9 protein-coding genes are annotated in these 16,556 nt (G+C 41.1%); 7 read left to right on the forward strand and 2 right to left on the reverse strand.

Translation table 11 applies throughout. From position 1 onward, the window contains the following. Positions 1 to 887: 887 nt before the first annotated feature. The 7 genes from GGR21_RS12845 to GGR21_RS12875 all read left to right on the forward strand — a co-directional run bounded on the left by GGR21_RS12845 (position 888) and on the right by GGR21_RS12875 (position 12,936). Entirely contained in the window at positions 888 to 2,162 is a 1,275-nt protein-coding gene (locus GGR21_RS12845; RefSeq protein WP_183307637.1) for an autotransporter outer membrane beta-barrel domain-containing protein, read from the forward strand. Between the two features lie 72 nt (positions 2,163 to 2,234). Further along, the gene (locus GGR21_RS12850; RefSeq protein ID WP_183307638.1) at positions 2,235 to 5,966 is read left to right on the forward strand and encodes a hypothetical protein; all 3,732 of its coding nucleotides are present in this window, start codon (positions 2,235 to 2,237) and stop codon (positions 5,964 to 5,966) included. 460 nt (positions 5,967 to 6,426) lie between these two features. Then, positions 6,427 to 7,002 carry an RNA polymerase sigma-70 factor gene (locus tag GGR21_RS12855; RefSeq protein WP_183307639.1) on the forward strand — a complete coding sequence of 192 codons (576 nt, stop codon included), beginning with the start codon at positions 6,427 to 6,429 and terminating at the stop codon, positions 7,000 to 7,002. Then, entirely contained in the window at positions 6,996 to 7,916 is a 921-nt protein-coding gene (locus GGR21_RS12860; RefSeq protein ID WP_183307640.1) for a FecR family protein, read from the forward strand. The genes GGR21_RS12855 and GGR21_RS12860 overlap by 7 nt, the downstream gene beginning before the upstream one ends. 15 nt (positions 7,917 to 7,931) lie before the next feature. Continuing rightward, positions 7,932 to 9,530: a hypothetical protein gene (locus GGR21_RS12865; protein ID WP_183307641.1), complete on the forward strand. Its 1,599-nt coding sequence runs from the start codon at positions 7,932 to 7,934 to the stop codon at positions 9,528 to 9,530. Positions 9,531 to 9,758: 228 nt separating this feature from the next. Continuing rightward, positions 9,759 to 12,107, forward strand: a complete 2,349-nt coding sequence (locus GGR21_RS12870; RefSeq protein WP_183307642.1) for a TonB-dependent receptor — start codon at positions 9,759 to 9,761, stop codon at positions 12,105 to 12,107. Positions 12,108 to 12,126: 19 nt separating this feature from the next. Further along, positions 12,127 to 12,936: a DUF4249 domain-containing protein gene (locus GGR21_RS12875; protein ID WP_183307643.1), complete on the forward strand. Its 810-nt coding sequence runs from the start codon at positions 12,127 to 12,129 to the stop codon at positions 12,934 to 12,936. Positions 12,937 to 13,094: 158 nt separating this feature from the next. Here GGR21_RS12875 and GGR21_RS12880 read toward each other — a convergent pair whose 3' ends face one another. Together GGR21_RS12880 and GGR21_RS12885 are read right to left on the reverse strand one after the other, a co-directional pair. Beyond that, the gene (locus GGR21_RS12880) at positions 13,095 to 15,152 is read right to left on the reverse strand and encodes a protein-disulfide reductase DsbD family protein (RefSeq protein WP_183307644.1); all 2,058 of its coding nucleotides are present in this window, start codon (positions 15,150 to 15,152) and stop codon (positions 13,095 to 13,097) included. Between the two features lie 7 nt (positions 15,153 to 15,159). Further along, complete coding sequence (locus GGR21_RS12885) at positions 15,160 to 16,419, reverse strand: retropepsin-like aspartic protease (RefSeq protein WP_183307645.1); 1,260 nt, start codon at positions 16,417 to 16,419, stop codon at positions 15,160 to 15,162. Positions 16,420 to 16,556 lie beyond the last annotated feature (137 nt).

The raw sequence follows: 16,556 nt of genomic DNA on the forward strand, positions 1-16,556 counted from the left end.
TATTCGAAACAAAAGTAGAGGTTTGAGCCGGATTATCCTTTACATAATTCCTCCTTTTTTTATTATTTTTTGTCCCTCAAACAGCGACCCAATACGCATACATTGTCATCGTACCGGGGAAAGATATTGATAACTAGATATTTTCTAAAAAATATGAAATGAATTTATTCTATTCAGTATCCGCCATTTTACCAATTTCTGCAATCTCATCTGTAAAAATTCAAATTATTATGATAGGGAGAAAATATAAAAGATAATGGCGAAATTTTATAAAGTCTATATAAAATTTTCCAAATAACTTGCAGCCGTAAACTGAATACTACTTAGAGAATGAAAACAAGACCGAAATGCAGTATTTACCATCCGGTATTTATCGCTGATAATATGGAAGTTATACATCTTTCATCCGAAAGAAATATTACCTGTCCATATGAAATCCGGTTGACTGAAAATATTAGTAAAGAGTATAGGACTTTTATTAAAAAGTACTCTAATGTTTTCTTTTATCTGAAGCATGTAAACAATCGCTTCACCCCCCTTTACAAGATGTACAACCTTTTAAACATAAATTTTCACACCAATAACTTTATTAATACACGGCAACAGCAATATACCGGTAACAAATTACCGGTTTAATACAAATAAATAACAAATTCTAAGACAAACAACAAATTTAAAGACAAACAACAGATTGCAAACCCAGAAAATATCCAGATTATTAATCGGGATGTATCAGAAAGCGGAGAAACACCAATGTGTATCGGCCCGTACAGATATCTCAATACTAAAAGAATATGGTAGGATAATTACATTTTGATGATACATACGAGGATCAGCAAACTAAGAGCAAAATATTCTATTAAAGAATTACAACAAACTAATAAATTATGAAACTAAGATCTGAAAAATTAATAGCGATACTGGTCTTGCTGGTATGCCTGTCTATGGCCACACACGCACAGGTAACTATCGGTGCTGATAAAGAACCGATTCAAGGTGCCCTGCTCGACCTGAAAAGTGACAATGCTTCGGCAGATGGCGGAGCCACCACAGGAACAGCAGACGGAACCGGCGGAGGCTTACTGCTTCCACGTGTTAACCTTGTCGATATCAATAAACTCAGTCCATTTGTAAAGGACAGTGACCCTAATCTGGCAAGCTTGAAACTGAAACTGACAGGCCTTATGGTCTATAACCTGACAGTTGGTCAGGGTGGTTTCACTGCTGCCGGAACTTATACATGGGACGGTATCCAGTGGGATCTGACAACAACTCCAAGAATAGGCGGAGAAGTAGAATTTTGGAGCATAGAAGGGAATCCCGCTACAGACCCTACTACGAATTTTCTGGGGACTACAGACAATCAGCCGCTGGTTTTCAAAGTAAATAATCTCCGCGCCGGATATATAGGAAACTCTACTAGCGCAAACTATAATGCAATCGGGATGAATGCTTTGATGAACAATACCGGTTCGAATAATAACGCTTTTGGCAACTCAGCCCTAGGTTCCAATACCACAGGTACCAACAATACCGCCGTCGGTAACAGTGCTGCTTCTACATTGACCACAGGCTCAAATAATATTGCCATAGGCAACAATGCCCAATTGCCAAGCCTTACCGACAACAACCAGATATCAATAGCTAATCTCATCTATGCCACAGGTGCGACAGGCATAAATACAGCAGGCAATGTAGGTATAGGAAACAATGCTCCGGCAGCTAAGCTTGATGTAGCCGGTAATGTGAAGATCGCAGACGGGACACAAGGCTTGGGTAAAATACTAACTTCAGATGCGAATGGACTGGCCTCGTGGCAAGATTCCGGTAACCCAAAATGGTTCTACATGCCATCGTTCAATCTGGATGTTTCGACTACCGGTAGCAAAACCATAGATCTTTATTCCGAATATGAAAATCAGTTCAAAAAAGATGGCAGTAGTGACACTCAGTTCGTATCTTCCAACGCTACGCTCACTCAGGTACAACAAAAGGTATATAATAGAGATGAACTTGATTACGTCGTTACAGCATATTTTCCTTCGGACATAAATGTATTTAAAATCAATTCAATCGATGAAAATGGTATAATGAGCTACGAGGTAGTATCCACTAATATACCTGAAAATAGCTTTATAAACATCGTTCTGCTAGTAAAATAGCAATTAGTGGCAGATAGTTAACTAGTAAATACTTAATTCTACCATCTGCTTATGACTCTAAAATATTGACTTATGACAACCCAGAATAATAAAACTACACTTGCCGGTTTCAGGATTCTGCTGCTTACCCTGCTGTGTACTGTATGCAGTTTCAATTCTGTATTGCAAGCTCAGGACGACGATGCTCTAATAGTAAGATGGGGTAATGGCACGACCTGGACGGATATAGAGAGTTTGCCTACCCCCAACCAGGCCGAGATGACCAGCAATACCGGTAATGTGCAGATGCAGGTTACAGCCGAATTTTCAGGATTGAATTCGCAAAAAACACGCCGGGTAACAGTCGATGTACCGCGCGGGTACATGATAAAAGGATATACTGTCAAGGAAGGCACACCCGCTATCAACGGTGTCATACAACTCAGCCTTACCGATGAACAAGAAGACATGGCAGATAGTAGCGTTCTCACAGCCAGAGATGGCTCGCCTTTTATCAATCAAAAATTTTCAGGATATACCGATGGAACCAACAACGCAAGTGAGTACGATGTCCGCACCTATGAAGGTAAGATAGTATATGAGTTCAATGCCAGCTGCGACCATGTTGTGCTAACCTTTACCCTGGCCATTGATATGCCGCTTATAACGCACACCGACACGAATCAATTCACCGGTATCAACGACAACAATTACTCAGCAAATATGTACACCAGCCATATCCTGCCTCCTGTTACAGTAGATATGGTGAGCGGTGCCTCTTCGCTTCATAAAGAAGTGGCAGTGCGTGTAAGCAATATTATTGTACCTTACGTTGCGATAACAACTACAGGAGGTGCTAATAACGGACACTCGGCCAAGGCCGAAGGTGTAGTGAATTCTGGCGACCCCAATACCGGAACCTGCGATTTCAATACAGGGTGGACATTAGTGAGTTATAACTCAACCATGGGACTAGAAAGGCCTTATATAGATGAATTCGTAGTTACCATTCCCTACAAGGAAGGAGTTACTTACAAGGGCTTTAATCTGAAGCAGGCATGGACAGTCACACAGGCGACCAATCCTGACGACTATACATCCCCGAACGGACATATCACGGTAGTGAATGATGAGACTGCCCGCACGTTAACCCTCACTGTACATAAATGGAGATGGAATCACGGTGGCTCAAATACAGCTCTGGAGGTATTCTGGTCGGTAGAGATAGACGGTGTTATCAACAAATGGGATGATTATATCTATTTTAGACCCAAAGTAGAGATCACTTCCGGTACACTGACTGGCACACCATATACCTATCTGGCAGACGCATCGGGCACCGATACCGGATTGCAAAATCTCATGAGTATCTGGAGGCAGCCTGTGCGTCCGAGCATCAGTATAACACTGACCAGAAATGACTTAACCCGACGCGACCTGAATGCAGACCAGGACTTCCCTTATGACTGGGCTATCGGACGGTTCAGAATTACAAACAATGGACCAAGCATAGTACATGATTTGAAATATGAATTTACTTTCCCCTCATCGCCGCAGATACGCGGAGTGCGGATACCGTGCGGAGGGAGTGGCACGACAGATGTTAATGTAAACGTAACAGGACTTACCAGCACTGGGCGAACACTGAACTATTCTTTGGCTTTGTATGGCTATATCTATGGATCGGGAGCTATTACTTCAGAAGCACTGGAACTGGCAGACGATGAATACCTGGTCAACCTCACCATTGTGCAGGAAACATTGCAGGTAGCCGACTACGTCAGTGGTTACACTATCGGACAAACGACCTATTATGGAAAGTTTATCAACGGACAGGAAGGAGATGTAACGCTGACGCTGAGCTCAGCCCCGCCTCCCGGCGTGACAAGTAATTTACCCCAGACTACTATCAGCCATACCAATATCGGCTGGCTATCAACAGGGGTGGGTACAATAGAGGTTACTGCGTCCGATAAGGGTTATCCTTCGATGACGGCTTCGTCCGGAGGGTTTCATGTCCCTCCCGGGGGAGATCAGAGAGGAGGGAGCTTTTACCCCGGCGATCCTATCTATTTCGATGTCAACTGTTATGCCGGTGGAAACATGGGCACCAGTCTCCATGCTAATGAAATCACCGACCCTACGTTCTATATAAATTTGCCCGAAGGTATAGATCTCGACCCGACTTCGATAGAGGTATTTTCGATAGAGGGCCGAAACGGTAATGCTTTTGTACCAGCCTCGGTAACCGGTTCACCAAATACTCAAATCATAAACGGAGTGCGATGGACAAGTTACCGCATACAAGTCAATAACAAGTACGACATTATCGCCCGTAATACACAATTTACACAAAATGAACAAATAGAAACAAACAATATTCCTTTGGCCACATTTTACAAAAACCGGGACGCCTTTACCCTACGTTTCAAGGCGAATGTCGGCCTTGCTTCGCCGGCTTATTCTCCTATTCTTATGGAAGATGTTGTGACCATCGATCTGGGGCAATCAGCTCTTAACGGCGGTGGAACCGATAATACACGGGCAGATATCCACAACTGGGCAGGAAAAGGCACTTCATACAAGCTGGCCACAGGAAGTAATGAGAACGGGGAAGCTCCCAATATAGCGGTGATACAACGGGAGGGTTTGAACGTATCGCTGGGCATACGTGTGTTTGTTGATAATAACACTGATGGCATTAATGATAATACGGAACCCTTTTATACCTACAACGGTACTGATGTTTCCATAGCCACCGTAACCGGTGACCACGATGCAGAAATCCGTATAGAATATGAGAATACTTCCAGCCAGCCTTATTACGAGGGTTCGGAGATCTATTTGCCGATACCGAAGATAGGCCTCAACTATGACCATTTCTTCTACAATACGTTTTTGGGCGATTCTATTCCAACCGAAAAGAATCTGGACCCTCACGAGCCTCAATGGACAGCCATGTTGAAACAAGAGGTAGATCTGGACGGCTTCGACACTTACTACAGTATAGAAACCAACCCTACTACTAATTACAATGAGGTAGATATGTCCGGCAGCTGGGTGCCGGTAACGCTTACGTGGTATACCTATGATGACTTGATAGATGCCGGGCACACCCTGGCTGAGGTCACCATGTTGAAATTTGTAGCCATACGGGAAATCGCCAAAGTGGGCGATACGGGTAGCAGGGGAGCAACGACCTTTCGTATCTCGCTCGAGGATGGTTCTACACTGGGTACTATAAATTATTGGCGTAGCTTCCAGAGAGGTTGGCGGTATACCTATCCTTCAGGAACATGGCATTACGGCTCAGTAATGGCAGCCGAGCCGGCTATGGCAGGGGTATTCGGCCAGTTCTTCTTCGATGCAAACCGCAATGGTAAGCTAGATGCAGGCGAAGACGACAGTACGATTTTGTCACAGTTTATAGGTACTTATAAGACAACACTTTCGGGTACGGGGATAATCGGCAGTCCTGAAATGGAGATAGTCAGCGACGGCACATTCCGGAGTGTTGCCGGCAATTTATACTATTTCTTGCGGGAAGGTAATTACACGGTAACGATAATCAATGATGCCCCGGCAAACTGGCATATCACCGATGTCACGCTCCCTTCCGACCGCTCGAGATTTGAAAACAATATTCCTGTCTGGTATAACGATATTCCGCAGGGACAGATAAGACCAGATAATACGCAAGCTGCTTTCACTTTCATAGTAGACGAGAACAGCATAAATCTGCAGCTGGTTGGCATTGGCATCAAGAACCCGCCGGAGATTATCCCTATCAACCCACATATAAGGGTTCGATTAAATAAATTTTAAAGACTATATATGAGCAATTAAGACATATATAAGAATTGAAATATGAGTTAAGTTAAACATTTTTTTATTGTTTTCTATGCAATTTGTGCTATAGGGAAAAACGTTTGTCTAAGGGACTGGCCGGGAGGTTCGTCCCTTTATTTATTATCCGGGGAATTGATCAAACACTCCTCAACAGGGAGTGGAATTTATTTATATAAATTAATTTATTCAATAGAATGAACAGCCTTTACTACCAGTCAAAATAATCTTTTTTTAGTTTTAAATTTAGAAAAACGATCTTCTGATTACTCTTTTAAAAGAGCTTTTGGAGACTCCGGTCAATATTTGAAAGAAAAAAGAATATATTTGCGACTTCACATAGTGGAAGGTTTCTTCACGATTGTCATATATTAATACGGGGTAATACAGGTATTTTGAAGCTACCTTACCAAAAAAAAACTAAAAGAAAAGAAAAACGGTGGAATTGATTTGCGCGAAAGTGGAGTTGACAGATAAGGAAACTCATGAGTATCTGTTCAGGGCCTGGTACGAACCTCTATGTAAATATGCTTATAGTATACTCAAAGATCAATTTGAAGCGGAAGACGCCGTTCAAAAAGTATTTTTGAGGTTGTGGGACGACCGTCACAACACAAGTATAACGACGTCTGTAAAGTCCTATTTATATATGGCCGTTCACAATATTTGCTTAAACAGGGTTAAACAATTAAAAATACAGCAGAAACACAATCAGCAGTTTGCCATAGAGGGACAAATTGTGCATAATGAGGTATATGAGGGTATTGTAGAAAAAGAGTTGAATTATAAAATTAAACTGGCTATTGGACAACTACCGCCCAAATGCAGGGCGGTGTTTGAGCTTAGCAGATTCGAAATGATGAGTTATAAGGAGATCGCCCAACAATTGGAAATTTCTCCAAATACGGTTGAAAACCAAATAGCTAAAGCACTAAAGCTATTGAGGGAAAATTTGAGGGAGTTTATTTCGGTTATAGTTTTGTACTACCTGATAAGACTGATAGAATTATGGTAACAAATGACACTGACAGATTATTAGCACGATATTTTGCGGGGGAATTAAGCCCTCAGGACAAAATACGTTTAGAAAAATGGCTTACCGAATCTCAGGGGAATGAAGACTATTTTTTCGAACTCACTTCACTATATCAGAGTGTGGGAACAACGAAATATCCCTTATTCGACACAGAAGAGGCCTTTGAAAAATTAGAAGAGCATATCAGTCAACAGACCCGAGAGTCTGCATCCCGGCAAAAGAATAAAAGAAAACTCATTGTTTGGGTACTGGGTGCGGCAGCGGCGATAACACTCCTGATAATCATCTTCAACAGAGGGCAGGATGATGCATATACGATTATCACTGAAAAACGTTTGCATTCTTTTACAGACAGTACCAGAATAGATCTGAAAGATGGAGAGATATATCTTAGCAAAGACCATACTAACGATACAATTTTTCTGAGAGGAAAGGCCTCCTTCGAGATGGAATCGGAAAAGACAGGAAACAAGATAGTAAAAGCAGGAGATGTGTATGTGAAAGATATAGGTACAAGTTTTACAGTCGATGCCAATATACCCGATTCCGTTTATGTAAGTGTGACTGAAGGCGAAGTTCAGTTTTATTCGGATACGGACGTAGGAATCAACCTGAAAAGAAACGAAAGCGGATATTACCTGTCCAGAAGCGATAAATTCTATAAAGTGATAATGAAAGGCAACTTCCTGTTCAACGGAACTTCTCTCGGTGAAGTAATTACCCGGCTGAATGCATTCTATGGGCTGCAAATAGAACTGAAAGATAAAAATATGCAAAACCTGCCTATTACTGTTACATTCACAGAAGAAGATTTGCCTACTATACTGGATGTGGTCACTGCGACATTAAATATGAAAGTCACCCCTGGGGAAAATGGTTATGTAATAGAATAAAAAAACATACTTTATATGAAAAAAGCAAAACTTATATCCTTATTTATCTTATTTTCTATCAGCTTATTTTCTAAAAATGTGGTGACCCTGAACCTGCAAAATGAAAAGCTAAGCGTAGCGATGAAACTCATAACCCAACAAACAGGGGTAGAATTTTCCTACAATCCACGAATAGTCAATACCAACCGGATAGTCTCTGTCACTATTATCGGCAAAGAAGTAAAAGATGCAATAGACCTATTGGTGGGGGATATGTATTTTTATACCATAAAAGGCAGATATGTAATAATAACATCCGTAAAAAAACTTCCCGAAATAGCCTCTGAAAATGAATCTGTTATAGCAAAAAACAAAAAAAAAGAAAATAAGAGTAGTGGAAACAACTTTCATAGTGGTCTTAGCATTATTGGAGAGAACAAAATCGCTAATGAGCGAATAAAAATAGGCTCTCCTCTATTAATTAAAAACCAAGTAAACGAGACCACTATGTTAAAAAAAATCGCAGGAATTATTACATTGTCAGCCCTTACATGGGGTGGTGCCGATGCCCAACTGAAACAACCCGAGACAGAAAAAGTGCCAGCCCGCAAAATTGAATATAATATTGGCCTGCAAAAGTCGATAGCGCAGCTTACATTTATAACTCCAATGAGTACTGACGGTAGTAATACAAAAGAAAAGGAATATAAATTCTCCCTGAATATGTTAGGAGGAATTACCGGTGGAGTAAACGGTATTGAACTCGGAGGTTTATTCAATATCAACCAGCAGGATATGAGAGGACTCCAGATGGCAGGCCTTTTCAACTTCACCGGAGGCGCCGTCTGCGGAGTTCAAATGGGTGGATTAGCGAATTACGTAAGAGGTGATATGAAAGGGCTGCAAATGAGCGGTCTCGCAAATATTGTCCAAAAATCGAGTGGTTTCCAGATGGCAGGAATAGTAAACTATACGAATGGAATTAATGATGTGCAGATGGCAGGCATAGCAAATATAGCTGCAGGAAGCAGGTTTCAAATGGCAGGTATCGCTAACTATGCCCGGGGTGTTGATATTCAGATAGGCACTGTTAATATCGCTCAACAAGCTGGATTTCAGATGGGAATAATAAATATATCCGACACAGATGATGCGGCTATGCTCGGGCTATTTAACTTCGTGAAAAAAGGCGGGTTATTTGAAGTGGGAATTTCGGCCAATGACTATATTTACGGGGCTGCAAATTTGATTACAGGAACCGACAGGCTCTATTCTATCCTTAGCTTTGGGGTGTCTTCTTCGAATGTAACAACAGGCTTTGGTGTAGGAACACGTTTGCAACTGGGCGATTCACCCCGGGGTATTCACTTCGAGCTGATGCACAATCAAATATACAGGAACAACTTCAAAAACAAAAGCCGTGATGCAGCACTTGAACAGGCAAAAGTATTTTATTCGGTACGGAAAAATAAATTCACCCTATATGGTGGCCCTACCATAAATGTCCTGCTCAGAGATGCAGATTTTACAGAAGTAAAAGATCCTGTTTACAGTATATTCAAGAACAGAGGTACTAACCACAATTTTGACTTGTGGGTAGGAGCAGAGTTAGGTGTCCGATTTAATTTAAAATAAAAATGCCCAAAAGCAAACCCCGTAAAACATGCGTAAGCAGTACGCCGCTAAACAATACACAGATTTAATCTTCATTTGTTAAATAAATAAATGGATAAATCCAATAAATAAGCATTTTTGCTGTTATATGTTCAGTAATAGTTATCCAGAATAACAGATTGGTAACACAATATGCTTAGACACTAATACATAGAACTTATTAACATCTTTATTATTTGAAACTTAATTATGCAATCACTTTTAAATTATTTACCTAAGAAAACTTGGGTTTTATTCTTATGGCTATTTTGCCTGTTTTTGCTTCCTGCTGTATCCTATGCCCAGAATTATAAAATCAGCGGAACGGTTGTCGATTCAAAAACAAAAGAAACGCTTATCGGAGTTCCTATTATAATAGAAAACCGCAATGGTAGTGGAGTATCGACAGATGAAGACGGGAAATACACTCTCACCCTTCCCAAAGGAGAATATTCACTCAAAATAGACTACATAGGTTTCGAAAAAAAGCAGGTAAAAGTCTCCCTCAATGAAAATACAAACCTGAATATCGAACTGAAGCAAACGACTATCGGCCTGAGCGAAGTTGTAGTTTCGGCCGAACGCCCCGATGCCAATGTATCTGCCCCGCAAACGGGTATTGAACGGATGGAGATACAACAGATAAACAAGCTGCCGGTATTATTGGGCGAACGCGACATTATTAAAACCATACAACTGATGCCCGGTGTACAAGGCGCGGGCGAAGGAAGTTCGGGCTTCTACGTAAGGGGAGGAAGTGCTGACCAGAACCTTATCCTGCTCGATAATGTAGGGCTGTATAATGCATCGCATATGATGGGATTCTTCTCTACTTTCAACTCGGAAGTACTGCGCGATGTAACCCTGTATAAAGGGGCAATGCCTGCACAATACGGCGAACGGCTGGCTTCTATCCTCGATGTACAGCAACGCAATGGGGATAACCAGAAATACCATGTAGCCGGAGGTATCGGTCTTATTTCTTCCAACATTAATGTGGAAGGGCCTATACAAAAAGGGAAGTCTTCGTTCCTGATCGGCGGCAGACGTACTTATGCCGATGCCATTGCACGCCTGTCGGGAGTAGAGGATGCGCAAAATGCTTACCTGTACTTCTACGACCTGAATATGAAACTGAACTTTGTCATTTCGGACAAAGACCAGATAACAGTCTCCGGATTTCTCGGTAAAGACCGCATGGTACTGAAAGACGCTGCCGAAGCCGAATGGGGAAACAAGTTCCTGACAACAAGTTGGAACCATACTTTCAATAACAAATGGACTTCGCGCACATCACTTTCCTACAACCAGTACGATTACTACATGGGAATGGAAATAGGAATGAACATGGAAGGAAAATCCAATATTAAGGATTATAGCTTCAAAGAAGAGCTTCTCTTCCAGCAAAATAAAAACAGCCAGTGGCGGTTTGGAATCAGTTCCACATATCACAATCTGGCACCCGGAAATTATAAGCTTGACTCGGAACAGGAGAACTCTGTAGACCTGCATAAGCGCTATGCATCTGAAAACGCCGCCTACATTTCCCATCAGATAAAAATATCAGACAATCTTGAAGTTATTTACGGGCTTCGCGCCTCAGCTTTTATGGCCCTCGGCAAAGGAGAATATTATACATTGGATGACAACAAGAATGTGACCGATAGTACATGGTATAAATCGGGGAAAGTGGTAAAGACGTACATAAATCTTGAGCCACGCCTCTCGGCCGCATACAAACTGAACGACGCATCTTCCATCAAAGCAGCTTATGCACGTACAGTACAAAATATGCACTTGCTGACCTATTCGGCGCAAGGTACGCCTTTCGACCGCTGGACAATGAGCTCCAACAATGTAAAACCACAGATTGCAGACCAGGTATCACTCGGATATTTCCGTAACTTCAGTGATAACATGTTCGAATTCAGCATCGAAGGTTACTATAAGAATATGAAAAACCAATTGGATTTTAAAGATGGTGCCGATATAGAAGGATATGATGTAATAGAATCTGAAATACTCTCGGGAAAAGGACGCGCATACGGAGTTGAATTGACTCTGAAAAAACGTCTGGGACGGTTTACCGGGTGGATAGGATATACACTTTCAAAGTCGGAAAGGAAAATAGATGGCATTAATGAAAACAAATGGTACAACGCTTTTCAGGATCGCACACACGATATCTCTATTGTTGGAATGTACGAACTGAACCAAAAATGGTCTCTTTCGGCCGCGTGGGTATTTTATACAGGAAATGCCATTACATACCCAAGCGCAAAATATCAGATAAACGGCAGGGATGTAATGTATTATGCTGAGAGAAACGGTTACCGGATGCCCAATTACCACCGCCTCGACCTGGGGGCGACCTGCTTGTTGAAGAAAACTTCGAAATTTCACTCCGAGCTCGTTTTTGGACTATATAATGCTTACGGACGCGAAAATGCATATATGATCGAATTCCGTACCAATACGAAAGATTCGAGCAAAACGACCGCGTACCAATACTCGTTGTTTACATTTGTTCCATCTATTTCATGGAATTTCAAGTTCTAACACTCTAAAGTAAGATTATATGAAAAAGCTAAAGATTAAATATACAGCAATACTCTTTACCCTGACATTATTATTCACTATCAGTTCGTGCGAAAAAGAAATAGATGTAGACCTCCGTTCCATCACCCCACGAATACAAATAGAAGGTATTGTAAAGCAAGACCAGCTTGCTACAGTAAGGGTAAGCCAGACACTCGATTTCAATGACAATAGTGGTTATCCTTTCCTCGAAGGAGCTATTGTAAGAATATCGGACGATGCCGGAAACTCCGAAACCCTGTTGCAAAACAGTACAGGATGGTATGTTGCAGAGAATATAAAAGGAGAGATCGGGCGCACTTACACTTTATCTGTAACATACGAAGAAAATGAATATACAGCTACCTCGAAAATACCACCATTGGTGAAGCTGGATTCTCTAACAATGTACAAGGCTCCTATCATGGACTATGCCATACCGATGATTCATTACACCGACCCTAAAGGCGAGGCCAATCAGTATTACCGCGCTCTTGTTTATATCAACGGAGAACAGTTACCTGATATGTGGGAACAAGTGTATAGTTGCGAATTTACGGATGGCAGCCCTATGCACGATCCTTTGGCTGTATTTACCAATGACAACGATAATGACCCTATAAAAAAAGGAGACGAAATACTGATAGAGTTCCAATGTATTGACAAGGGAGTATATACCTTCTTCGATACACTGAGCAAGATTGAAGATAAAAAGACCAATCCTATATCGAATATATCGGGAGGCGCCCTCGGTTATTTCTGCGCTTCCACCGTCGATCAGATGACTATTATAGCCGACTGGGTAGATTAGTAAAATTATCAATTAATGATGAACATAAAGACATTTAGAGGTTTACAGTAGATTGTAAACCTCTTTGTTTTTGATGTATTTCGTAGAAGGCAAATATAGACACTATCCTAAAACCTGAGTAATTTTAGTTTACTGATTATTTCCGGTAATTCTTTTTATTACTTATCACCGGCTATAGCCGGCTGCTTATAGTTGCTAAGCCCTCTGTCCAGAAAATCAAGATATTTACTTATGTCTTCATCGAAAGCATAAGAAGACCCTATAGGTTTACCATTTCCGTCCAACAACACATAATATGGTTGCGAGTTTGTTCCAAACTTATGTCTTTGCAAATAACTCCATTTATCTCCTATCGTTTTCAATTTGTTTGTTTTTCCGTTTTCCTCAACTTCTATGATCTCCGGCAGTTTCTTTTTATCGTCTACCATCAACGTAATAAGTACATAATCATTTTCCAGTTTTTGCTTGATCCTCGGATCTGTCCATACAGACGCTTCCATCTTACGGCAATTTACACATCCATAACCCGAAAAATCAATCATAACCGGTTTGCCGTTTTTCCGGGCATAATCCATACCGGCCTCGTAATCATCGAATTTGGCATGTACCTCTCCTTTATACAGACTGAAATCCTGTGTAAACAAAGGAGGAGAGAACGCGCTGATCGCTTTTAACGGAGCTCCCCACAAACCGGGTATCATATAAATGGCGAAAGCGAAAGATATAATAGCCATGAATAGACGTGGAACAGAAACATGCGGCAATTCACTATCGTGAGGTAATTTAAGTTTGCCCAGCAGATAAACTCCAAGTAAAACGAAAATCACAATCCACAACACAAGGAACACCTCCCGGTCGAGTATCCCCCATCCGTAAGCAAGATCGGCAACCGACAAAAACTTCAGAGCCAATGCCAGTTCTAAGAAACCAAGGACAACTTTTACTGAATTGAGCCATCCGCCCGATTTAGGCATACTTTCGAGCCAGGAAGGAAATATAGCAAATAATGAAAACGGGATAGCCAGTGCTATGGCAAAGCCAAACATTCCTACAGCCGGTGCTATAATAGACCCCGAACCGGCGGCCTGTACAAGCAAGGTTCCAATGATAGGGCCAGTACAAGAGAAAGATACTAAAGCCAGCGTAAAAGCCATAAAGAAAATACTGATAATACCGGTGGTAGAATCGGCTTTCTGATCCATCTTATTTGTCCAGGAGGATGGCAACACCATCTCGAACGCTCCGAAAAACGAGATTGCAAATATGACCAGCAGGGCAAAGAAGATAAGGTTGAAAAGAGCGCTGGTAGACAAGTCATTCAAAGCACTTGCTCCAAATATTCCCGTGATGAGAAGACCTAGTGTTACATAAATGATAATAATTCCGAGACCATATGTCACAGCATCTCTTATGGCCATCTTACGGCTCTTTTTATTACGTTTGAGAAAGAAACTGACAGTCATAGGTATCATTGGCCAAACACATGGTGTAAGCAGTGCAATTAATCCACCTCCGAACCCACCAAGAAATATCCATAGAATCGACATATCGGATGTGTCGCCGGCCGCTCCATAAGCTCGTACTTCTTCTATAACGGGTTGCCAAAGATCAGCATTTGTATTATTGTCGACAGGAGCCGGAGGCACCTGTGCAAGAGAATCTGTTACAGAATAAGGTTCTTTCAGAGTATTGTTCCGAACCGGCTCTGCCTCTGCTATATCCGCTTTCTTTTCTGCTGCGACAACAAAAGTCGAAGGAAGATCTTTAGTATTATAACTGAAATCTATTTTGACAGGAATACATTGTCCATCAACTTCACTACATACCTGTCCGCGCAAATCGCCTTCGAGCACAAAAGCTGCCTTGTCGGTAATTTTAAATTGCTGGACAAAAGTAGCCTGGTTCTCGTAATAGCCGTATTCCATCTCAAATATTTCGTCATACTTGGTCTTGAGCTTAGAGTTGACAGCCTTAAAACTGCCTGCTTTTGATGCGCCATTAAGTTTATCTATGGACAGGGTTGTAGGCAGGGGCCCGCCATCAGGTATATTTATAGAGAAAACATGCCAGGTAGGGTTTATCTTGACAGTTGCGGCCAGTTCTACTTCACCATTTCCCTTGTCTGCGAGCGTCATAGTCCATTGGGCAGGTTCCTGCGACAAGAGAGATGTCTGATTTAAAATCAGAAGCGATAAAATTATTAATATCTTTTTCATACTTAGTTTAAGGCAATTTACGTGGTACCAAATGAATTTCCCTCTCTAATAAGTTTATTGTTATATTATATTTGTTGAAAAACTGTATCCCTATGGAACCATCTGGTGTATTTATATCCGTCGATTCCCTACTCCCTGATGCCTGAAGGGTAACAGGCATATCAGTCTGTATGATTCCATTTTCCAGATCGAATTCTGCTGCTTTTCCATAGTATACCGGTGTTGTATGGCCCAGGCTTGTCGTTGCACCTTCCGATTCCGGTTTAAATCCGGAGAGAAGTAACCTGTTCTTCCTGACAAAGCGGGAAAATGCTATTAAATGGTAATTCGCACCTGTATCAACAACGAAATTCCCTGCAACTTCTTTTTTTCCTGTTAAGTTCAGTACTCCGGATACCATGATAAGGCCGTTAGGCATACTGACTCTTATTGTTCTGCCACTATCTGTATGTTTGATATCCCCAAAAGAGTAGAAATGTATTAGTTTTTTATCAAAATCTATCTGGGTAATAAATTGTTTGATTAAATTCAGGCCGATGATACCATCCGTATTATTTCTCACATGTTCAAATATTGCGATATTCTGATTGGTTAAGGTAATGGAGTCTGACAAACAAACGGTGTTTCCGGATGAGATTTCCACTTGCTGTTTTCCTCCGACGACATTTGCTGTTTGAACGTGATTTATCTTCAGATTCAACGAATCAGCCAATCCCTTTCTTATTGCCATTCCATCGGCTCCGGTATCGAGCAGGAATAAAAGCGGGCGGCTCACTCCGTTCAGGCTTAATTGTAATATAATAGATTCGTCACTTTCTGTAAAAGGTATAGTTCCTATCAGCCGGGATTCCCGGTAACGGCTGTGACCAAACAAATTGTCGAAACGATCGATAAATACAATTCTAGTATTAGGATCGAAAGCAATGATACTCTCATACACCTTATTGTTCTGCATAACAAATTTTGCAGTTGCCAATATGATAGCCGGGTCTTTTTCTGTTTGATTATTTTCAGATATAAATTCTATGGATTCAAAATTCTGATTTTTTAATATAATATCCAATAAACTATATGCTCCCGGGCCGGAGTAAGTACTGATAGAGAAATCAGGAGCAGTAATTTTCTTTACCAGACTGATATCTTTTTTCTTTAATGCGATGCTCAATGTATCAAGAGAAGACTTGATTTTTTCCCCGAAAGACTGGCTGTATAAGAAAGCCGGAGAAATAACAAGCAATAATATTATTATTAACTTATTCTTTTTCATTCTGAAACAGATTTTTTAAGAAAACGCTTGTTCAAAATATCAAAGAAAAGGGGGGCTTGTTACTGTTCAAACAGTATCCCCCCTATTCCAGAGTGTTGTTTATATAAAAGAGATGAAGATAACTTCTCCTGATGAAG

It is taken from the genome of Dysgonomonas hofstadii (assembly GCF_014196915.1).
Taxonomy (GTDB): Bacteria; Bacteroidota; Bacteroidia; order Bacteroidales; family Dysgonomonadaceae; genus Dysgonomonas; species Dysgonomonas hofstadii.